Here is a 21199-nt window from a genome sequence, read left to right as displayed (position 1 = left end):
CCCCCGTTCCCGGCTGCTTGCCGGGGACGGGGGCGCTTTCGTCGTTTCAGCTCCGCCGGGCCGCGCCCTCCGGCCACACCACATCGACCGGCAGTCCGGCCTCTCGAGCCTCGACGACGACGTCGGCGGTACCGCCGCCCTTGTTCGACGGTGGTGCTCCGTTCCACACCGCGACGAGCCGCTCGGCCCGCTCCAACAACGTCCGGTTCGCGGACTCGTACGCCTGTCGGTTCGCCGTCTCGTGTGGCATGACGAGAACCTCGTCGGCCGCCTCAACAAGACGGTCGAATGTCGCGGCGTGGTCCGGCTTGACCTTGGCCTGCCGGTAGTCCTGTGAGGGGAGTACGACGACGAGTCGGCCACCGGCATCGAGCACGGCCTCGGCGAACAGTGAGTCGGAACCAGCCGCGATGCAGGACACCCCGACCAACTCCCCGTTCCCGTACGTCTTGAGGAGATCATCCAGTGCGGCCCGTACCAGCGGCACGGATTCGCTCGTCAGGTCCATGTGCCCGGTCACGGCAATGGTGGTCACGCTCTTACCCCTCACGTCGACAGCAGATCGCGGATTCTAGTCCGCGCCTCCTCGACGACCTGCGGGACGCTCGACCCAACGGTGTACGGGTACAGCTCACCGAGCTGAGTGCGCACTCGGTTCGACTGCGTGTGGGCCGCCGCCTCTACCGCACGGTGCGCGTGCTCTCCGGCGACACGGACGTCGCCCATCAGGAAGTGGCATTCCGCAAGGCCGATCCAGTCGAGCGCGTGACTCCGGCTCGCCTCCGGGCCTCGTCGGGCGAGCGCCTCGTTGATCTCCTGAGCCGCCCGTTCGGCATGACGCCGGGGATCGCTGCGGGCGAGGTCGAGGAAGCGCCCGCCCGTGACGCCGGCGAGCTCGGCTTCGCCGAAGTACGCGATCCAGTACGGCTCCGCGTCCTGATCCCGGACGGCGTCGCTGAGCGCGTCCTCGGCCTGTCCGGTGGCGCGCTCGAAGGCGGACACTCGCCCCATAGCCGCGTACGCCCATGCCTCGCGCGTGTGGAGCATCGCGCGGACTCGTGGACCGGCCGCCTTGCGGGAACCATCCTGAGCGAGGCGGACGAGTTCGAGAGCGTCCTGCGGGCGGCCCTGGTAGAACATCTGCCGCGCCATGCCGGCCAGCACGTTGGCTCCGAACTGCATGTCCCCGCCGGCGTGCGAGGCGCGGAGCGCGAGCCGGTAATAGTCCTGCGCGCGCCGCTGCAAGCCGGAGTCCCAAGCCATCGTGGCGGCCGTGCCCGCGAGTTGGGCCATCACGCGATACAGGCGCAGTTCGATCTCGTCGGTCTGCTGCTCTTCGAGGCATCCGGCCACTTCGTTCAGCTGACCCACGACGGCCTTGCGCCTCAGCCCGCCGCCGAACTTGTGGTCCCAGGCTCTGAAGGCTCGGGCAGTGCTCTCCAGTTCGTCGACTTCCTGTCGCCCGAGCCGCCCTCTCTGCTTGGGTCGGTCATCCCTGGTAGCCGGCTTGAGCCATGCTTCCAGTTCATCGAGCAGCGTGGCGCCGCCGACGGCGGCGCCCGCCAGCGCGCGCGTTGCCGCGCGGCGGTCCATCACGAGATCGCTCCTAGTCAGATCCGCGGCCATTCCCACTGTGGCACTGGCCCGCCATGAACCACCGTCAGAGGCGGGCTGCACCTCCGATGGTTCCGGCTCCTGAGGCACGGCACGTTCCGCGCGTTCCCAGGACCGCGCGGCTAATCCAAGATGCCTTCCGGGAATCCGCAGCCCGTCCGCGATACGGCAGAGCACGTCGAAGCTCGTGACTCGTTGCGATCCGTTGATGATGTTCGAGACCTTGCCCGGAGTCAGCCCGCACAGCACGGCGATCCTGTTCTGCGACAGGCCGCCGTACTTCTTGGCCAAGGCGAAGACCGCAGTGAAGTCGTGCTCTTCCAGGGCTCGGCGCATGTCCTCCCGGTCGAGGACTTCGGACGCGAGCGGGCCGGGGGTGGTGGCTGCCATGGGGGCCAACTTCCGGAGTGATCCTAAGCGCGATCCAACATCACGCAGCACCAGCAACGAGTGTATTACCGCCTCGGTAACACCCGCTGGTCATAGGGGAATTGGCGTCGCGTGGCGATGCTCGAAGTGTTCGCAGCCAACACCACGCGTCGACCGAGGGGAACCGTCGTGCAGACCAGAGGCGAGGCCACCGACCCGGTGGAATCAGAAGCCGTCCGCACCGAAGTCGACTCTGGTGCGCTGACGCTCACCGAACTCTTCGTACTTGCTGACCAGTTGAAGGTTGAGATCGAGGAGCACACGCAGCGCGGGCAGGTGGCCAGGTGACGCGCGCGACCTTCCGGCACCGCACGTTCCGCATCATGCCGGACCACGAGCCCGACGCCGAACCGTGGACGTTCCAGCGCCACTGCGGAGTCTGTAACGCGTCCAGCGAGCCCACTGAGGCCCTCGACCAGGCCGAGGACTGGAACGAGGCACACCTCAAGGCCAACCCGGGCCACCTCTCGTACCGCGAAACGATCACCCGCCCCTACCGCGCCGAGCCCGGAGCCTGGCTATGACCGCTTCCCCCATGAGCCCGTGGCGCGACGTCCCCCACCCGGTCCCGGGATGTGACCGCTGTGCCGAACTCGACCAGCAGCGCGCCGCAGCCCGCCGCGACTACGACGGCAGCGCCGAATCGGACTACATCGTCCTCATGCGCAAGCACTTGGAAGAGGAGCACCTGTAGTTCGCCTCGCGCGCCTTCGGGCGCGCCAGCCCTCACACTCCCCGCTTCACCAGCCGTACGAGCAGCCCTGGTTGAAGAAGCGGGAGCAAGTCGGACCACCGTTCACACGACACGAAGGAATCCATATGACCACGGCACACAAGCCCGCCAAGATCGACGCCCGAACGCTCCTCGGCGAGGACATGCGCGGCACCCTGGTGGCGAACATGCTCCACAAGTTCCCCCAGCTCACCGAGGACCGGGCACACCGCGGCGTGGGCCAGATGCTCGCCTTCCTCGCCGCCTGCGACTACGCCGACCGCCCTCTCAGCCCGTCGCCGCTGGTCGACGACTTCTGGCATGCCTTCCTGCTCCACACCAAGGCGTATCGCGAGTTCTGCGAGGAGCAGTTCGGCCGGTTCCTCGACCACCAGCCCGGCTACCTCGACCCCGAGGAGCACGGCGGCGGCAAGGCGCTCCGCGCCCGCACCGTCGACGCGATCACCCTCGCCGGGTACGAGATCGACATGGAGTTCTGGCCCGAACTGGACCTCGCCGAGTGCTCGCAGTGCCACGCGAACTGCTCGGACAGCCCGAACCACCCGTAAGGACCCGCAATCGGCCCCCGGTCTGTGCCAGCGTGTGGCGCAGACCGGGGGCCGCCCTTCCGTTCCACCACCGCAGGAGAAGTCGTGAACCACCGCGCCGATTGGCACGACCTCCCCACCGAGACACGGGCTGCGGTCGAGCAGCACACGGGTCCGGTCCGGGAGGCACAAACCGCGCCCCACGGCGTCATGTCACGGCTCGCCTGCACCATCCGGACCGCGGCCGGCGCGACATTCGTCAAAGGCGTCCCGCACGACGACCCGCAAGCCTGGGTCTACCGCCACGAAGCCCAGACCACCCGGCACGCGCCCTACGCCCCGCGTGCGCTGTGGGAGGCAGAGGGAGGCGGATGGCAGCTGTACGGATACGAGTACATCGAGGGCCGCCACCCGGACCTGTCACCCAACTCCGATGACCTCGACGCCCTGGTACGCACGCTGACGGCCGTCTCCGAAACGCCGTGGCCCCACCACGTGAACAAGAAGCCGCTGCACGCCCGGTGGAGCGAGTTCCTCCCCGAGACGGATCCGCCCGGACTACTCGGCCGCGCACTCGCCCACACCGACATGTCCCCGCACAACATGCTTGTCACCCCCGATGGCGACCTGCTGCTCTTGGACTGGGCCCTGTCTTGCCCGGCCCCAGCGTGGGCGGACGCCGCGCTCGCCATCCCCCGACTCATTTCCGCTGGCCACACCGCCGAACAGGCCGAGGCACGTATGCGGGCTGTACCGGCCTACCGCGCCGCCGCGACCGACAGTGTCACCCTCTTCGCGTGCACGCTCCTGGCCGCATGGGAAACCTGGGAACGTACTCGCCCGATGCCTCACCGCTCCGAACTTACTGCGGCAGCCCGCGTGTGGGCGACGCACCGTGATCGCAAGATCGACCTTGCAGAGGACGGGTGCTCCTCGTAACGGCCTGGGGGCCGTAGGCGAACCATGGGTCGCTGGCTGCTGCCTCTGGCAAAGTAGGTGGCACTGCTTAGACGAATCTCGTGAGGAACCTTGTGAGCGCTCTCGGTAACTTCATCTGGTTGATCGCTGACCGGCTTCGGGGCCCCTATCGCCCCAACCAGTACGGGACAGTGATCCTCCCGTTCACCATCTTGCGACGGCTCGACTGCATCCTCGAGCCCGATCGAGCGACGGTGCGAGAGCTGGCAGAGAAGTACGAGAATCCGAACCGGCTCAAGATCGAGGTCAAGAAGGCCACAGGGCGGACGTTCTACAACACCTCCAACTACGAGTTCGCAAACCTGCTGGCCGATGCGGACGGGCTGGCGGACAACCTCGCCGACTACATCGATCGGTTCTCCGCCGACGTGGACGTGTTTGAGTACTTCGACTTCAAGAAGGAGATCCTGGCCCTGGAGAAGGCCGGGCTCCTTCGCGAGATCGTCAAGTCCTTCGGGGCCATTGACCTACACCCCGATGTGGTGTCGAACTCCGACATGGGCGACGCCTTCGAGTACATCATTCGCAAGTTCAACGAGGCCGCGAACGAGACCTCTGGAGACCACTACACACCGCGCGACGCGATCCGGCTCTTGGTCGACCTGCTCTTCGCGGAGAAGGACGTCGACCTCACCGAGGGTGGCATCATCCGGTCGCTATACGACCCCACTGCCGGCACCGGCGGCATGCTTTCCCTTGGAGAGGAGCACCTACTCGCTGAGAACCCCGACGCGAAGCTGAGTCTGTACGGCCAGGAGTACAACCCGCAGTCGTACGCCATCTGCAAGTCCGACCTGCTTGCCAAGGGCCACGACGCGACCAATATTGCCTTCGGTAACACGCTCACCGACGACGCCTTCAAAGGCCGCCAGTTCGACTACTGCATGTCCAACCCGCCCTACGGGGTGGACTGGAAGCAGTACGCCAAGGCGGTCCAGGCGGAGCGCGACTCCGCTGGCCCCTACGGTCGCTTCGCGCCTGGACTTCCCGCGACCTCGGACGGCCAGATGCTCTTCCTGCTTCACCTGGCCCACAAGATGCGCGCACCCGAGGACGGCGGTGGCCGCGTCGGCATCGTCATGAACGGCTCGCCGCTCTTCAACGGCGCTGCCGAATCTGGCCCCTCCAACATCCGCAGGTGGCTGCTGGAGAACGACCTCGTCGAGGCGATCGTCGCTCTGCCGGCCAACATGTTCTTCAACACCGGCATCGCCACCTACATCTGGATTCTCGACAACGCCAAGCACCGCGACCGTCAGGGCAAGGTCCAGCTTGTCGACGGCACGTCGTTCTGGACCAAGATGCGCAAGAACCTCGGGGCCAAGGGACGGGAGATCAGCGACCATGACCGCGCCGAGGTCGTGCGGTTGTACGCCGACTTCGAGGACGCCGACCCTGACTTCTCCAAGGTGTTGCGTAACGACGAGTTTGGCTATTGGACAATCACCGTCGAGCGACCCCTGCTCGATGAGGACGGGAATCCTGTCGTCGACCGTAAGGGCAACCCCAAGCCTGAGTCGAAGAAGCGTGAAACGGAAAATGTTCCCTTCGCTTATGGCGGCTCAACCGTTGGTGCGGCAGGGGAGCGCGAGGTCATTCAGGCATATTTTGACGCGGAGGTTAAGCCGCACGTTCCTGACGCCTGGATCAACTGGGGCAAGACTAAGGCCGGCTACGAGATCCCTTTCAGTCGCCACTTCTACAAATACGTGCCGCCCCGCCCTCTTGCCGAGATCGATGCCGACCTCGAGAAACAGGTTTCCAAGATTCTCGACCTGCTGAGGGAGGTAGAGAAGTGAAGCAAGCATCTGTCGCTTCGCTCGCTGTTTCGGGCGGTTTTCACGACGGCGACTGGGTGGAGAGTAAGGACCAAGATCCAGACGGCGAGATTCGACTCCTCCAATTGGCAGATGTCGGAGATGGTTTCTTTCGTGACCGGTCGGACCGGCGCATCAATGTAGAGACTTTCGGTCGACTCAACTGCTCGCCTGTGCGGGCTGGCGACGTCCTCATTGCCAGAATGCCCGACCCGTTGGGTCGGGCTTGCATTATCCCCCCTGGGATTGGGCGCGCCGTAACCGTCGTCGATGTTGCAGTGCTCCGTTGCGACGAAACCAAAGCGGACCGGCGCTACGTCACCCACGCTATCAACGCTGCACCAAGCCGTAGTTTCATGGAGAGCCTTCAGGATGGGGCCACACGCCAGCGCATCCCACGCAAACGCCTTGGACGGGTTCAGATCCCGCTCCCAGAGCTGCCGGAGCAGCGCGACATCGCTGATTTCCTCGATCGCGAGACGGCCCGCATCAGCACACTCATCGAGGAACAGAAGCGACTGATCGAGATGCTCAGCGAGCGGCGCGACGCAGAAATCGATGTTCTTCTGGGGGCGTCGGCTGTGGGGCGCCACACAACGGTCAAGCGGGTACTCCGGCCCCTCTCGCGCCCTGCGGTCGCGGGTCTAGGCGTCGTTACTGCCTTTCGGGATGGCGTCGTGACCCTTCGAAGTAACCGTCGGGAGGACGGTTATACCTTCTCTAATACCGAGCACGGATACCAAGAGATCCGGCCGGGAGACCTGGTGTTCCACGCCCTCGACGGGTTTGCGGGCGCTGTGGGAGTATCCGATAGCCATGGAAACGCCACGCCCGTTTATCACGTATGTGAAGCAACCGCTGGAGACGACCTGGTATACATCTCGCGCTTGCTCCGATATCTGGGGCATAGTGGCTTTCTCGCCACGCAGGCTCCGAATGTGCGTGAACGAAGCGTCGACTTTCGTAACTGGGCGACGTTCGGTCGGTTGCCTCTCACGCTGCCGCCGGTCGAAGAGCAGCACCGCATCGCAGCGCACCTGGCCGAGCAGGACCAGAAGACCGACACACTGATCGCTGAGTCCGAGCGGTTCATCGAACTCGCTCAGGAGCGTCGAGCGGCACTGATCACAGCAGCAGTGACAGGCCAGATCGACGTACGAGAGGCGGCGTAATGGCCGACCACAACGAGGCGGTCTTCGAGAGGGAGATCTGCGACTACCTCAAGGCGCACGGCTGGCTCCACTCGGTGAACGACCATGACGGCGGCGAGTACGACCGTGAGCGGGCGCTGTTCCCGGAAGATCTGTACGCATGGCTGGAGGCGACGCAGAAGCCGGCGTACGAGAAGGCGCTGAAGGCGGCGGGTTCGAAGGAGAAGTTCCTCGATGTGCTGACCGCGGCGCTCGACCGGCCGTTGGAACACGGCGGTGGGACGCTGAACATCCTGCGTAACGGAGTGCAGTACATCGGTGGCGGCCGGTTGAAGATGGCGCAGTTCCGCCCCGAGACCTCCCTCAACGCGACCACCACGGCGCACTACGAGGCCATGCGGGTGCGAGTAGTGCAGCAGGTGCACTTCTCCACCGCCGACCAGCGCACGTTCGACTTGGTGTTCTTCGTCAACGGGCTGCCGGTGGCCACGGTCGAGCTGAAGACCGACTTCACACAGTCGCTGGACGAAGCGATCAATCAGTACAAACAGAAGCGGAATCCGTTGACGAACGGGCGGCCGGAGCCGTTGCTGTCGTTCGGCCACCGGGCGCTGGTGCACTTCGCGGTCTCGAACGACCTGGCAGCGATGACCACGAGGCTGGAGGGGGAGAAGACCCAATTCCTGCCGTTCAACGTGGGATTCGACAGCGGCGCCGGCAACCCGCCGGGTGAGGACGGGCGGTCGTCGACGGCTTACCTGTGGGAACGAGTCTGGGAAAAGCACGCCTGGCTGAACATCATCGGTCGGTTGATGATCGTGCAGACCAAGGAGGAGTGGGACGTCACTACCGGCGCTTCGGTGCGGCGGACGAGCATGCTCTTCCCGCGGTTCCACCAGTGGGAGGCTGTGACGAGCATCGTCGACGCGGTGAGGGAAGAGGGTGTTGGTCAGCGGTATCTGATCGAGCACTCGGCCGGGTCGGGTAAGACGAACACCATCGCTTGGACGGCCCACCGGCTGGCTCGGCTGCATATCGAGGACGAGAAGGTCTTCGACTCGGTCATCGTGGTCGTGGACCGCACCGTGCTCGACTCCCAGCTGCAGGACGCGATTCGACAGATCGACGGCACCGGCAAGATCGTCGCGACGATCAGCCCCGAAGACGTCCGCAAGGCCGGTGCGAAGTCGAAGTCGGGTCTGCTGGCGCAGGCGTTGAAGCACGGTGAGCTCATCATCGCGGTGACGGTGCAGACCTTCCCGCATGCGCTGGACGAGATCCGGTCCGACGCGGGACTGAAGGGCAAGCGGTTCGCCGTAGTCGCCGATGAGGCGCACTCCTCCCAGTCAGGGCAGATCTCCTCGCGGCTGAAGCAGGTGCTGACAGCCGAAGAGGTCAAGGAGATCGAGGAGGGCGGCGAGGTCGATGTGGAGTCCGTGCTGGCTTCGGAGATGACCGAGCGGGCCGAGTCGGAGAACATCTCCTACTTCGCCTTCACGGCAACGCCGAAGAACAAGACCCTCGAACTGTTCGGCCGCAAGGGACCCGACGGGAAGCCGCGCGAGTTCCACCTGTACTCGATGAAGCAGGCGATCGAGGAGGGCTACATCCTCGATGTCCTCAAGGGCTATCAGTCCTACGACACTGCGCTGAAGATCGCCGGCAAGGCCGAGGCCGGCGATGGTGACGGAGGAGAGGTCGAGGAGGCCGCCGCTCGCAAGGGGCTGATGCGGTGGGTGCAGCTCCACCCGACGAACGTCAGCCAGAAGGTGCAGATCATCGTCGAGCACTTCCACGCCAATGTCGCCTACCTCCTCGAAGGTAAGGCGAAGGCGATGGTGGTGACGGACTCGCGTAAGTCCGCGGTCAAGTACAAGCTTGCGATAGACGCCTACATCGACAAGCGCCGCGCCGAAGACGCCTCTTACAACTACCGCACCCTGGTCGCCTTCTCCGGCGGGGTGACGATGCCCGAGAACGAGACCTGGCACAGCGACTGGGGCCCACAGCCGTCGAAGGATGACGAGTTCACCGAGGGCAACATGAACCCCGGTGCTGGGACCGATCTGGCGGCCGCGTTCAAGGGCGACACGTACAAGATCATGCTGGTCGCCAACAAGTTCCAGACCGGTTTCGACCAGCCCCTGCTCTCGGCGATGTACGTCGACAAGAAGCTGTCAGGCGTTACTGCGGTGCAGACGCTCTCGCGACTCAATCGCACCCACCGCACCGCGGGCGGGGAGCAGAAGCGCAAGACGTTCGTCATCGACTTCGTCAACAAACCTGAGGACATCAAGAAGGCCTTCGAGCCGTACTTCAAGAACGCGACCTTGGAGACCGAGACTGACCCGTACGTGGTCGTTCACCTGTCCAACAAGCTCGCCCAGGCCGGGATCTACACCGAGGACGACGTCCGCAAGGTCGCCGAGCTGTGGGTGGCTCGGAAGGGCAACAACGCGCTCTCAGCGGCGATCAGCCCGGCACAACACGACTTCCGGCGCCGCTACGCGCGGGCCATCGAGGAAGAGGACAAGGTCGCCCTCAATGCCCTCGACCTGTTCCGCAAGGACGTCTCCACCTACGTACGCCTCTACGACTTCATGTCCCAGATCGTCGACTACGGCGATCCCTACATGGAGATGCTCTCGATCTTCCTGCGCCTGCTGGAGAAGGTCATCGCAGAGTCCGCCTGGGCCGCCGACGTCGACCTCTCCAACGTGGTGCTGGTCGGGGTCAAGCACAACAAGGCGATCGCGGTCGACATCTCGCTCGCGGGTGAAGGACAGCTGAAGGGCATCAGCGGCGCCGGCACGGGGGCGAAGAAGGATCCGAAGTACGTCGCGCTCCAGGTCGTCATAGACAAGATGAACGACCTGTTCGGTGCCGATACGTTCGCCCAGTACCAGATCCGGGAGTTCGTGCAGGGGCTCGTCCAGCGGTTGCTCACCGATCCGGACCTGATCAACCAGACCAAGGTCAACTCCAAGAAGCAGTTCCTGGAGTCACCGGACTTCCAGGCGGCTGTCACGGAGGCGGTCGCGGACAACCAAGACGCCCACAACACGATGGCCGACTACTTCTTCACCGACGGGCCGGCGATCAACTCGATCATCGTCGCTCTCGCGGATGCCTTCTATGAAGCAGCGATCGGTCAGCAGGCGGAGTCGTAGGCGCGCCAGTACGTCGCCGGGGCCTGACTCGCAGCCGGGTCCCCACTGGAGCACTCAGCGTGACCGAACCATCTGCGTTTCCCCTGGTAAGCAGGGGCGGGAGGGGCACCGATCCGCCCCTCCCTGTGGGGGAGTCCCTGGGGAGAATCCGCCCGCCTGGGGAGCGATTGGGGAGTGCGAGCCCGATCTATCGATCAACGCCCGCAACTCCCCGAAACGCAGGAAACAGCAGCTCAGGCGGGCTGCCTCAGCACTCGATGATGTTCACCGCGAGGCCGCCCCTCGCCGTCTCCTTGTACTTGACGGACATGTCCGCGCCGGTGTCCCGCATCGTCTTGATGACCTTGTCGAGGGACACCTTGTGCGAGCCGTCGCCGCGCAGCGCCATCTTCGCGGCCGTGACGGCCTTGACCGCCGCCATGCCGTTGCGCTCGATGCACGGGATCTGGACGAGGCCGCCGACCGGGTCGCAGGTCAGGCCGAGGTTGTGCTCCATGCCGATCTCGGCCGCGTTCTCGACCTGCTCGGGGGAGCCGCCGAGCGCCTCGGCGAGGGCGCCGGCCGCCATCGAGCAGGCGGAGCCGACCTCGCCCTGGCAGCCGACCTCGGCGCCGGAGATGGAGGCGTTCTCCTTGAAGAGCATGCCGATCGCGCCGGCGGTGAGCAGGAGGCGGATCACGCCGTCCTCGTCGGCGCCCGGCACGAAGTTCACGTAGTAGTGCAGGACGGCGGGGATGATGCCCGCGGCGCCGTTCGTGGGGGCCGTGACGACCCGGCCGCCCGCCGCGTTCTCCTCGTTCACGGCCATCGCGTAGAGGGTGATCCACTCCATGGCGTGGGCCACGGGGTCGCCCTCGGCGCGCAGCTTGCGGGCGGAACTCGCCGCGCGGCGGCGGACCTTGAGGCCGCCGGGCAGGATGCCCTCGTGGGACATGCCGCGCGAGACGCAGGCCTGCATGACGCGCCAGATGTCGAGGAGCCCGGAACGGATCTCGTCCTCCGTGCGCCATGCCTTCTCGTTCTCCAGCATCAGCGCCGGGATCGACAGACCGGTCTCCTGCGCGATGCGGAGCAGCTCGTCGCCGGTGCGGAAGGGGTACTTGAGCACGGTGTCGTCGGGGACGATCGGGTTCTCACCCGCGACAGCGTCCTCGTCGACGACGAAGCCGCCGCCCACCGAGTAGTACGTCTTGGTGAGCAGTTCCTTGCCGGAGGCGTCGTACGCCCACAGCGTCATGCCGTTCGCGTGGTACGGGAGGGCCTTGCGGCGGTGCAGCACGAGATCGTCGTCGTACGTGAACGGGATCTCGTGCGCGCCGAGCAGGTTGAGGCGGCCCTGTTCCTTGATCGTCTCGACGCGTTCGTCGGCCTTCTCGACGTCGACGGTGCGCGGGGAGTCGCCCTCCAGGCCGAGCAGCACCGCCTTCGGGGTGCCGTGTCCGTGCCCGGTCGCGCCCAGGGAGCCGTAGAGCTCGGCGTGGACGGAGGCGGTGTGGGCCAGCAGGCCCTCGTTCTTCAGGCGCCGCGCGAACATGCGGGCCGCGCGCATCGGGCCGACCGTGTGCGAGCTGGACGGGCCGATGCCGATCGAGAACAGGTCGAAGACCGAGATGGCCACGGGACTCCTCCGGAGGGAAGGGTGGTACGTACATGGTGCGGGGCACCGCGCACTCTCCAGTGTGCGCGGTGCCCCGAGGTATGGGCCCGCTGTGTGCTACTTCCCGAGGTTCGGGTACAGCGGGTGCTTGTCGGCCAGGGCCGTGACCCGGGCCCCCAGCGCTTCGGCGTCGTAGGACGGCTGAAGCGCGAGCGCGATCACGTCGGCGACCTCGCGGAAGTCCTCGGCGGTGAAGCCGCGGGTGGCGAGGGCCGGCGTGCCGATCCGCAGGCCGGAGGTGACCATCGGCGGGCGCGGGTCGTTCGGGACCGCGTTGCGGTTGACCGTGATGCCGACCTCGTGGAGCCGGTCCTCGGCCTGCTGGCCGTCGAGCTCGGACTCGCGCAGGTCGACGAGGACCAGGTGCACGTCCGTGCCGCCGGACAGGACGTTGACGCCCGCCGCGCGGGACTCCGGGGTCGTCAGACGCTCGGCGAGGATCTGGGCGCCCTCGATCGTGCGCTGCTGACGCTCCTTGAAGTCCTCCGAGGCCGCGACCTTGAAGGAGACGGCCTTGGCCGCGATCACGTGCTCAAGGGGACCGCCCTGGAAGCCCGGGAAGACCGCCGAGTTCAGCTTCTTCGCGAAGTCCTTGTTGCGGGCGAGGATGATGCCGCCGCGCGGACCGCCGAGCGTCTTGTGCGTCGTGGACGTGACGACGTCGGCGTACGGGACCGGGTTCGGGTGCAGGCCCGCGGCCACGAGGCCCGCGAAGTGCGCCATGTCGACCCACAGGTACGCCTCGACCTCGTCGGCGATGCGACGGAACTCGGCGAAGTCCAGCTGGCGCGGGTACGCGGACCAGCCGGCGATGATCACCTTCGGCCGGTGCTCCTTGGCGAGGCGCTCGACCTCGGCCATGTCGACCAGACCGGCGTCGTCCACGTGGTACGGGACCACGTTGAACTGCTTGCCGGAGAAGTTCAGGCGCATGCCGTGCGTGAGGTGGCCGCCGTGCGCCAGGTCCAGGCCGAGGATCGTGTCGCCCGGCTTGGCGATGGCGAACAGGGCGGCCTGGTTCGCGGAGGCGCCCGAGTGCGGCTGCACGTTCGCGTACTCGGCGCCGAACAGCGCCTTCACGCGGTCGATCGCGATCTGCTCGGTGACGTCGACGTGCTCGCAGCCGCCGTAGTAGCGGCGGCCGGGGTAGCCCTCCGCGTACTTGTTGGTGAGGACCGAGCCCTGGGCCTCCATGACGGCGGCCGGGGCGAAGTTCTCCGACGCGATCATTTCGAGGGTCGACTGCTGGCGCTTCAGCTCGGCGTCGACCGCGACGGCGACCTCGGGGTCGAGCTCGTGCAGGGATTCGTTCAGTACGGACATCGGTGCGGTCAGCTCCCGGAGAAAGCGGTGTACTCGTCGGCGGAGAGCAGGTCCTTCGGCTCGTCGGCGAGCCGGACCTTGAACAGCCAGCCCCCCTCGAACGGGGCCGAGTTGACGAGCGCCGGGTCGTCGACGACGTCCTGGTTGATCTCGGTGACCTCGCCGTTGACAGGGGAGTACAGGTCGGAGACCGACTTGGTCGACTCGAGCTCGCCGCAGGTCTCGCCCGCGGTCACGGTGTCACCGACCTCGGGGAGCTGGACGAACACGATGTCACCGAGCGCGTTGGCCGCGTGCTCCGTGATGCCGATCGTGGCGACGCCGTCCTCGACGGCCGAGAGCCACTCGTGCTCCTTGCTGTAACGCAGCTGCTGGGGGTTGCTCATGATGCGAATTCTCCTGTACGCGGGAAGGTGCTGGTGACGGTGGGTGCGCCGACGGGCGGCCGGGCTGCTTCTGGCGCTTTGGAAGGAACTATTTCTGGCGCTTGTAGAACGGCAGGGCCACGACCTCGTACGGCTCGTGCTTGCCGCGGATGTCGACGCCGACGCCGGCCGTACCCGCCTCGGCGTGCGCCGGGTCGACGTAGGCGATGGCGATCGGCTTGCCGAGCGTCGGGGACGGGGCGCCCGAGGTGACCTCGCCGATGACCTGGCCGTCCGCGACGACCGACATCCCGGCGCGCGGGACGCGGCGGCCCTCGGCGATGAGGCCGACGAGCTTGCGGGGCGGGTTGGCCTCGGCCTTCGCGGCGGCCTCCTTGAGCGCGTCGTGGCCCACGAAGTCGTCGCCGTGCGAGGTCTTCTCGAACTTCACGACGCGGCCGAGCCCGGCGTCGAAGGGCGTGAGTTCGGTCGTCAGCTCGTGCCCGTACAGCGGCATGCCCGCCTCCAGGCGCAGCGTGTCCCGGCAGGACAGGCCGCAGGGGACGAGGCCGTACTCGGCGCCCGCCTCGGTCAGCGCCTGCCACAGCTTCTCGGCGTCGGCCGGGGAGACGAACAGCTCGAAGCCGTCCTCGCCGGTGTAGCCGGTGCGCGCGATGAGCGCCCGCACACCGGCGACGGTGCCGGGCAGACCCGCGTAGTACTTCAGGCCGTCGAGGTCCGCGTCCGTGACGGACTTCACGATCGCGGCGGAGGTCGGGCCCTGCACCGCGAGCAGCGCGTACGCGTCGTGGTCGTCGCGGACCTCGGCGTCGAAGCCGGCGGCGCGCTCGGTGAGGGCGTCGAGCACGACCTGCGCGTTGCCCGCGTTCGCGACCACCATGTACTCGGGGGCCTCGGTCTCGCCGAGCCGGTACACGATCAGGTCGTCGAGGATCCCGCCGTCCTCGCGGCAGATCATGGTGTAGCGGGCGCGGCCGGGGCCGACGGAGCCGATGTTGCCGACGAGGGCGTGGTTGAGCAGGTCCACGGCCTGTGGCCCGGTCACCGTGATCTCGCCCATGTGGGACAGGTCGAAGAGACCGGCCCGGGTGCGCACGGCGTTGTGCTCGTCGCGCTCGCTGGCGTAGCGCAGCGGCATGTCCCAGCCGGCGAAGTCGGTCATCGTCGCGCCGAGCGAACGATGCAGGGCGTCCAGTGCGGTGGTGCGGGTCATAGCTGGTGTGCTCCCGGTGGCATGACGGCGATGGCGGAGTCTCGAAAAAACGCGCGCGAGACGTCCTCCCCATCTGTCATCGGAACCTGAGAGGTTCGCCCCGAGGGGCTTGCACCTTGGGTGGGGGCGCCGCGTCACAAGGACGCCCCACTTTTCAGATCTGCCTCGCCCGCGCGGTACGGGGCCTGAGAGATTCAAGGGAGGGACTTGCTCCTTCGGCGCCCGGGCACTCGTCAATGGTTCTGTACGAGGCCCGGAACTCTCCCGCGCGGATTCAAGCGGCCGGTATGCAGTTTGCGCGCACATCATTGCATGCCTGTCCGACAGGGAAACCCCTTGAGGTGCATTACCTTCTCTTTACACTTGAGGGGCAACGGTGGCGTGACCGGAACGGGGAGGACGATCACGGTGCACAAGGCAGTCGCGGGGGCGTATGCGGTGTCGGGTTCGGCGTCCGTGGTGGCGGGGGTGCGGATCCCCGGGCAGCGCTCGGTGCGGGACCTGCGGGGCCGGCGCGGTCACACGCCGCACCGGCTCGCCTTCGCGGCGGGCGACCTCGTCGTGCTCTCGGGCCTGCCGGGCAGCGGCAAGTCGACGCTGATGCGGCGGGCCGTCACGGAGATCCGGATCGACTCGCAGGACACCCGCGAGCGCTGGGCCGCGCGCATGCCGCGCCGCGTGCCGTACGCGCTGTACCGCCCGCTGGTCCGGGTCGCGCACTACGTGGGGCTGCGCCGGGCGATGCGCTCGGGCGCGAGCGTCGTCGTGCACGACTGCGGTACGCAGGCGTGGGTGCGCCGCTGGGTGACCCGCACGGCGCGGCGGCGCGGGGCCGCCGTCCACCTGATGCTGCTCGACGTACCGGCGGACACGGCCCTTGAGGGGCAGCGGGACCGCGGCCGCGGGGTGTCCCGGTACGCGTTCGCCCGGCACCGCCGGGCGGTGGGCGCGCTCGTCAGCGCGACGGAGCGGGGGAACCTGCCGGCCGGGATGGCGTCGGCGGTGCTGCTCGACCGGGCGGCGATGGAGGCGCTGGGAGGGATCACGTTCGGCGACTGACGCCGGCGTCCCTGGTGCAAGCGGAAGGAACCGCACCGTGTCCCGTTGTGTGTACGAGTTAAGGTCGGGCGGGCACAGCAGCGGGCAGAACGGCAGAGGTTGATGGCAGTCATGGAGTTCCCAGGCACCCCGGAGCCGGGTCACGGTCACGCCCAGGGGCACGAGGGCGGCTTCGCCCACCCCGCGCAGGGCTGGCCCGTCAACGAGTTGGAGGAGGTCCTCGCCGCGGCCATCGGCCAGCAGGCGGGGAGCGCCGCCGGCGGCCGGATCGTCGAGGCGCTCGGCCGTAGCCACGTGTGGATCCCGCTGCCCCGGGGCGGTTCGAACGCCAGCAGGGACCTCGATCTGCCGAGCCTGGAGATCGGGGGCCAGGCCTACGTCCCCGTGTTCAGCTCCGAGCAGCAGTTCATGGCGGTCACCGGTGGCCGCATGGACTGCACGGTGGCCCCGGCCGTCGAGTTCGCGCGCGGCCTTCCGCCGCAGGTCGGCATCGCCGTCAACCCGGACGGCACGGTCGGCGTCCCGCTGCCGCCGCCGGCCGTCGCCGAACTGGCCCGCAGCGGGCGCACGCCGCTCGACGGCCCGGCGACGGGCGGCCGCGTGGTGCTGAGCGAGCCCGACTGGCAGGTCGACCCCATGGACTTCCTGGCCGCGGTGCGCGAGGAGTTCGAGGGGCTCGGCACGGTGCTGAGCGCCCGGCGCTGCCTCGCGACCGTGGAGGACGCGGAACCGTCCCTGTTCATCGGCGTGGAACTGGCGCAGGCGGCCGGCGCCGCGGGGGGCGCGCGGGAGCTTCCGCTGGACGCGCTGGGGCGGGCGCTGGGCCGTGCGCCGGTGGCCTGGACCGTCAACCTGGTGTTCCTGGATGTGACGCAGGACCCGGTCGCGGACTGGCTGCGTACACACGTACGGCCGTTCTACGTACGAGAAGGGTGACGGCGTCCGTCAAGTCGGTGTCAGTATCGCCGCTTAAGCTGGTTTCATGACGTGACCGGTCGGCGCTTCGCTCTCCGGCCACGTATGGGAACACGGACGTAGTTGAAGAGCCGAAGGGGCGGTTACGGGTGAGTGCGTCGGGCACGGCCGCGGCCGGACAGGTCGAGCACATGCTGCGCCAGGTGACGCCGGGACGCTACGACGCGTACGAGGCGCTCCTCAAGGCCCTCGCCGACCCCGCGGCCGGGCAGGTCTGGATGCTGCTCTGGCACGGCCAGGCCGGATCCCCTGACGCCCAGTACGGGAACATGGAGGTCGACGGCTTCTCGTACGCCCCCTGCGTCACGTCCGCCCAGGAGCTCTCCGCCTCCGGCTGGTCGCGGGCGTACGAGGTGGTGAGCGGGGTCGACGCGGCGCGCACGCTCTACCCGGACCACTACGGGCTCTGGCTGAACCCGCACGCGCCGGGCGGCGGCGTCGGCATCCCGTGGCTCGACCTGCGCCGCATCGCGGGCGGCCTGGACCGCCAGCCGGCGGGCCCGCTGCGCCTGTCCGAACCCGCGATCGAGATCCCCCAGTTCTACGCCGTCCTGACCCAGAACGCGCACCGTACGACGGCGATCCGCTCGCTGCGCCGCGCCTGGGTCCAGCCCACGCTGGGCGCGCCCTACCTGGCCATCGGCCTGGACGTCTACGACACGTCCCCGGCGTCCGTGGACGCGGTCCGCGCCATGATGCAGCAGTCCATCCCGGCGGTCCCCGAGGGCCTCCCGGTCTCCACGGTCGCGATGTCGGACGAGTACGACCCGGTGGCGATGTGGCTGCGGCAAGCGCGTCCGTTCTATGACCGGGAGGCGCACGCCGCCCCCGCGGGACAGGTCGGCGGGGGCTACGGGTATCCGCCGCCCTACGGCGCGACGTACTGAAAGCGGCGGGGCAACATAGCCGGTTCCGCCCCAACTCGACCGGTCAAAGGCGGGATTCGCCCCTCGCGTCCCAACTGCCCACCGTCCGGCCCCCGTTCACGGCAGTCCGGATAACGGAACACCCCAGCCTGCATCACGTTTAGGCATCCTTTCGCCGTCAAGTCTGGCAACAGATCACACCCAGGTTGAAGACTCCCGCTCCAAGGGGGCTTCGCCTCTGTGTACGACGGACTGAACCACGCCGCCACAGCGGCAAGTGCGGGCCGGTCACCGCCGGTTGAGAGGGGTCCCTGCCACGATGACGGCACCATTGCACGACACGAGCGCGGAAGCGGAACCGAGCGCACCGGTCGAGCCTGCCAAGGGAGACGGAGACCGCAAGGTCGAGGGACGGTCGCTCAAGCAGATCGCCTGGAACCGGCTGAAGCGTGACAAGGTCGCCCTCGGCGGTGGCATCGTTGTCGTACTCCTGGTCCTGGTCGCGGTCTTCGCGCCGCTCATCGTCAGCATGCTCGGCCACCCGCCGAACGAGTTCCACCAGGACAAGCTCGACCCGCTGACGAACCTGCCCCAGGGCGCGCTCGGCGGCGTGAGCAGCGACTTCCTGTTCGGCCTCGAACCGAACAAGGGCCGCGACATCTTCAGCCGCATCCTCTACGGCGCCCGGATCTCGCTGCTCGTCGCGTTCCTCGCGGCGATCGTCGCCGTCGCGCTCGGCACCCTGTTCGGCATCATCGCCGGCTACTTCGGCGGCTGGATCGACGCGGTGATCAGCCGCGTGATGGACGTGCTGCTCTCGTTCCCGCAGCTGCTCTTCATCATCTCCCTGGTCTCGGTGCTCCCGGACGACCTGCTCGGCCTGACCGGCAGCGGGGTGCGCATCGCCGTACTGGTACTCGTCATCGGATTCTTCGGATGGCCGTACATCGGCCGTATCGTCCGAGGACAGACGCTCTCCCTGCGGGAGCGTGAATACGTCGAGGCGGCACGGTCGTTGGGCGGTGGCTCGCGGCACATCCTGTTCCGCGAACTGCTGCCGAACCTGGTCGCGCCGATCGTCGTCTACATGACGCTCATGATCCCGACCAACATCCTCACCGAGGCGGCGCTCAGCTTCCTCGGCGCGGGTGTCCGGCCGCCCACGGCCTCCTGGGGCGGCATGCTCCGCGACGCCCTGGAGACGTACGAGCACGACCCGATGTTCATGGTCATCCCGGGTGTCACGATCTTCATCACCGTTCTCGCGTTCAACCTCTTCGGCGACGGGCTGCGCGACGCCCTCGACCCGAAGGGCACCCGGTAACGCCGTACAAGTCCAACTGGCTTTCACAGAACTGCCCCTGCAGCACCGTCAGGTGGCTTGACTCCATGGTTCTCCGGCAGGTGTCCGGGACCGCGATCTCGGAGGTTACGAGAAAATGCCCACAGGTTCCTCGAAACGACGGCTCGCAGCCGGTGCCGCCCTCGTGGTCGCGGCTCTGGTGTCGACCACGGCGTGCGGTGGCGGAGACGGCAACGACTCCAAGGACTCGTCGAAGGGCGCCGGTTACGACGCCGCGTACAACAAGATCGCCAACCCTTCGACGAAGAAGGGAGGCACGCTGCGCATGGTCGGCAAGCAGGACCTCGACTCCGCCGACCCGCAGCGCGCCTACTACGGCATGTCGTGGGACTTCATGCGGTTCTACACGCGCCAACTGGTGACCTACGCGCCCAAGCCGGGGGCGGCCTCCACCGAGCTCGTCGGTGACCTGGCCAAGTCCAAGGCCGACATCACCGACGGCGGCAAGACGTACACGTACCACCTGCGGGACGGGATCACCTGGGAGGACGGCTCGCCGATCACCTCCAAGGACATCAAGTACGGCATCGAGCGCAGCTGGGCGACGGACACCATCACCGGTGGCCCGCAGTACCTGAAGAAGAACCTGGACCCCAAGGGCGAGTACAAGGGCCCCTACAAGGACAAGTCCAAGGACAAGCTCGGCCTGAAGTCGATCCAGACGCCGGACGACCAGACCATCGTCTTCAAGCTGCCGAAGCCGAACGGTGACTTCGAGCAGTTCCTCGCCATGCCGACCGGCTCGCCGGTCAAGATGGCGAAGGACACGAAGGCCAAGTACACCTCGCACCCGTTCTCCGCCGGCCCGTACAAGTTCCAGTCGTACAAGGCCAACAAGAAGATCGTCCTGGTGCGCAACGACAAGTGGAAGAAGGCCTCGGACCCGATCCGTGCCGCGCTTCCCGACAAGATCGACGTGACGATCTCCGCCAACCTGGAGGAGAACGACAAGCGCCTGATGGAAGGCGACTACGACGTCGACATGAACGGCACGGGCATGACCCAGTCGGGTCGCGTCTCCGCCGTCGAGGACCACAAGGACAGCGTCGACAACATGCGGACGTCCTTCGTCCGCTACGTCGCCCTGGTGCACAAGGCCAAGCCGTTCGACAACGTCCACTGCCGCAAGGCCGTGTTCTACGCGACCGACTTCGCGGGCCTGCAGCAGACCCGCGGCGGCAAGCTGGCCGGCGGTGACATCGCCAACTCGACCCTGCCGAAGTCCATCAAGGGTCACAGCGATTACGACCCGTACGGCATCCTCGCCCGCAAGGGCAAGCCGGACGAGGCCAAGGCCAAGTCCGAGCTGAAGGAGTGCGGCAAGCCGACCGGCTTCTCCACGAAGATCACCGCCCGTACCAACAACCCGGGCGAGGTCGACACCGCCGAGGCGCTGCAGGAGCAGCTCGCCAAGGTCGGCATCAAGGTCGAGGTGGACTCCTTCGACGGAGCCGAGTCCGCCTCCGTCACCGGTTCCCCGAAGGTCGTCAAGTCGCGCGGCTACGGCATGATCATGAGCGGTTGGGGCCCGGACTTCCCGTCCGGCCAGGGCTTCGGCCAGCCGCTGTGGGACAGCCGCTTCCTCTCGCAGACCGGTAACTACAACGAGTCCGAGATCAACGACCCGAAGATCGACTCGCTGTTCGACAAGGCGATCGCCGAGACCGACACGGACAAGGCCGGCGAGATCTACAAGTCGCTCGACAAGCGGATCCTCGACCAGGCCGACTGGATGCCGTTCATCTACGAGAACAACATCACGTGGCGTGGCCCGCGCCTGACGAACGCCATGATGGCCGACGCCTACAGCGGTCGCTACGACTACGCCTCCCTGGGCGTCGTCAAGTAACACCCCTTGCCGGACGGCGGAGTCGATCCGCCGTCCGGTTCGCCCCAGCCGCCGAAACCCGCCAGTCCGAAGGGCAGGTGATGGCCCCG

19 protein-coding genes and 2 riboswitches are annotated in these 21199 nt (G+C 67.2%); of the genes, 13 read left to right on the top strand and 6 right to left on the bottom strand.

All coding sequences use genetic code 11. The annotated features are described in order from the left end of the window. Positions 1-46: 46 nt before the first annotated feature. Both ACP4E5_RS16235 and ACP4E5_RS16230 read right to left on the bottom strand, forming a co-directional pair. Positions 47-535, bottom strand: coding sequence for a hypothetical protein (locus ACP4E5_RS16235; protein ID WP_425829275.1), 489 nt, complete (start codon positions 533-535; stop codon positions 47-49). An 11-nt stretch (positions 536-546) separates the two neighbouring features. Beyond that, entirely contained in the window at positions 547-2004 is a 1458-nt protein-coding gene (locus tag ACP4E5_RS16230) for a helix-turn-helix domain-containing protein (RefSeq protein ID WP_425829273.1), read from the bottom strand. 111 nt (positions 2005-2115) lie between these two features. Between ACP4E5_RS16230 and ACP4E5_RS16225 the strand changes: the two genes are divergently transcribed. From ACP4E5_RS16225 to ACP4E5_RS16190, 8 genes are all read left to right on the top strand, one after another. After that, the gene (locus tag ACP4E5_RS16225) at positions 2116-2331 is read left to right on the top strand and encodes a hypothetical protein (RefSeq protein WP_425829271.1); all 216 of its coding nucleotides are present in this window, start codon (positions 2116-2118) and stop codon (positions 2329-2331) included. Continuing rightward, positions 2328-2567, top strand: coding sequence for a DUF7848 domain-containing protein (locus tag ACP4E5_RS16220; protein WP_425829269.1), 240 nt, complete (start codon positions 2328-2330; stop codon positions 2565-2567). Before ACP4E5_RS16225 ends, ACP4E5_RS16220 begins: the two co-directional genes overlap by 4 nt. Beyond that, the gene (locus tag ACP4E5_RS16215) at positions 2564-2737 is read left to right on the top strand and encodes a hypothetical protein (RefSeq protein WP_425829267.1); all 174 of its coding nucleotides are present in this window, start codon (positions 2564-2566) and stop codon (positions 2735-2737) included. The genes ACP4E5_RS16220 and ACP4E5_RS16215 overlap by 4 nt, the downstream gene beginning before the upstream one ends. Before the next feature lie 125 nt (positions 2738-2862). Beyond that, entirely contained in the window at positions 2863-3324 is a 462-nt protein-coding gene (locus ACP4E5_RS16210) for a glycine-rich domain-containing protein (RefSeq protein WP_425829265.1), read from the top strand. A gap of 84 nt (positions 3325-3408) precedes the next feature. After that, positions 3409-4242, top strand: a complete 834-nt coding sequence (locus ACP4E5_RS16205) for a protein kinase family protein (protein ID WP_425829263.1) — start codon at positions 3409-3411, stop codon at positions 4240-4242. Between the two features lie 92 nt (positions 4243-4334). After that, positions 4335-6080: a type I restriction-modification system subunit M gene (locus ACP4E5_RS16200; RefSeq protein ID WP_425829261.1), complete on the top strand. Its 1746-nt coding sequence runs from the start codon at positions 4335-4337 to the stop codon at positions 6078-6080. Continuing rightward, positions 6077-7270 (top strand): restriction endonuclease subunit S, encoded by a 1194-nt coding sequence (locus tag ACP4E5_RS16195; protein WP_425829259.1) that lies wholly within the window; start codon positions 6077-6079, stop codon positions 7268-7270. The genes ACP4E5_RS16200 and ACP4E5_RS16195 overlap by 4 nt, the downstream gene beginning before the upstream one ends. Then, entirely contained in the window at positions 7270-10419 is a 3150-nt protein-coding gene (locus ACP4E5_RS16190) for a type I restriction endonuclease subunit R (RefSeq protein ID WP_425829257.1), read from the top strand. The genes ACP4E5_RS16195 and ACP4E5_RS16190 overlap by 1 nt, the downstream gene beginning before the upstream one ends. Before the next feature lie 247 nt (positions 10420-10666). Here ACP4E5_RS16190 and ACP4E5_RS16185 read toward each other — a convergent pair whose 3' ends face one another. The 4 genes from ACP4E5_RS16185 to gcvT form a co-directional block, all read right to left on the bottom strand. After that, positions 10667-12037, bottom strand: a complete 1371-nt coding sequence (locus tag ACP4E5_RS16185; RefSeq protein WP_425829255.1) for an L-serine ammonia-lyase — start codon at positions 12035-12037, stop codon at positions 10667-10669. 96 nt (positions 12038-12133) lie between these two features. After that, entirely contained in the window at positions 12134-13399 is a 1266-nt protein-coding gene (gene glyA / locus ACP4E5_RS16180; RefSeq protein ID WP_425829253.1) for a serine hydroxymethyltransferase, read from the bottom strand. Positions 13400-13407: 8 nt separating this feature from the next. Then, positions 13408-13785 (bottom strand): glycine cleavage system protein GcvH, encoded by a 378-nt coding sequence (gene gcvH, locus ACP4E5_RS16175; RefSeq protein WP_425829251.1) that lies wholly within the window; start codon positions 13783-13785, stop codon positions 13408-13410. An 88-nt stretch (positions 13786-13873) separates the two neighbouring features. After that, positions 13874-14998 carry a glycine cleavage system aminomethyltransferase GcvT gene (gene gcvT, locus ACP4E5_RS16170; protein ID WP_425829249.1) on the bottom strand — a complete coding sequence of 375 codons (1125 nt, stop codon included), beginning with the start codon at positions 14996-14998 and terminating at the stop codon, positions 13874-13876. A gap of 63 nt (positions 14999-15061) precedes the next feature. Further along, a riboswitch (glycine riboswitch) is annotated at positions 15062-15162 on the bottom strand. Then, a riboswitch (glycine riboswitch) is annotated at positions 15163-15275 on the bottom strand. A 161-nt stretch (positions 15276-15436) separates the two neighbouring features. Here gcvT and ACP4E5_RS16165 point away from each other — a divergent pair. The 5 genes from ACP4E5_RS16165 to ACP4E5_RS16145 all read left to right on the top strand — a co-directional run bounded on the left by ACP4E5_RS16165 (position 15437) and on the right by ACP4E5_RS16145 (position 21110). Further along, positions 15437-16057 (top strand): AAA family ATPase, encoded by a 621-nt coding sequence (locus ACP4E5_RS16165; RefSeq protein WP_425841381.1) that lies wholly within the window; start codon positions 15437-15439, stop codon positions 16055-16057. Between the two features lie 111 nt (positions 16058-16168). Then, complete coding sequence (locus tag ACP4E5_RS16160) at positions 16169-16993, top strand: enhanced serine sensitivity protein SseB (RefSeq protein WP_425829247.1); 825 nt, start codon at positions 16169-16171, stop codon at positions 16991-16993. A gap of 128 nt (positions 16994-17121) precedes the next feature. Then, positions 17122-17919 (top strand): enhanced serine sensitivity protein SseB C-terminal domain-containing protein, encoded by a 798-nt coding sequence (locus tag ACP4E5_RS16155; RefSeq protein ID WP_425829245.1) that lies wholly within the window; start codon positions 17122-17124, stop codon positions 17917-17919. A 298-nt stretch (positions 17920-18217) separates the two neighbouring features. Beyond that, positions 18218-19222: an ABC transporter permease gene (locus ACP4E5_RS16150; RefSeq protein ID WP_425829243.1), complete on the top strand. Its 1005-nt coding sequence runs from the start codon at positions 18218-18220 to the stop codon at positions 19220-19222. A 115-nt stretch (positions 19223-19337) separates the two neighbouring features. Further along, positions 19338-21110: an ABC transporter substrate-binding protein gene (locus ACP4E5_RS16145; RefSeq protein WP_425829241.1), complete on the top strand. Its 1773-nt coding sequence runs from the start codon at positions 19338-19340 to the stop codon at positions 21108-21110. The last annotated feature ends 89 nt before the right edge of the window (positions 21111-21199 follow it).

The sequence above is a fragment of the Streptomyces fractus genome (genome assembly GCF_049844455.1).
GTDB classification, from domain to species: Bacteria; Actinomycetota; Actinomycetes; order Streptomycetales; family Streptomycetaceae; genus Streptomyces; species Streptomyces fractus.
Note: the sequence above shows the minus strand (reverse complement) of the source record. Positions and strands in the feature narration are given on the sequence as shown.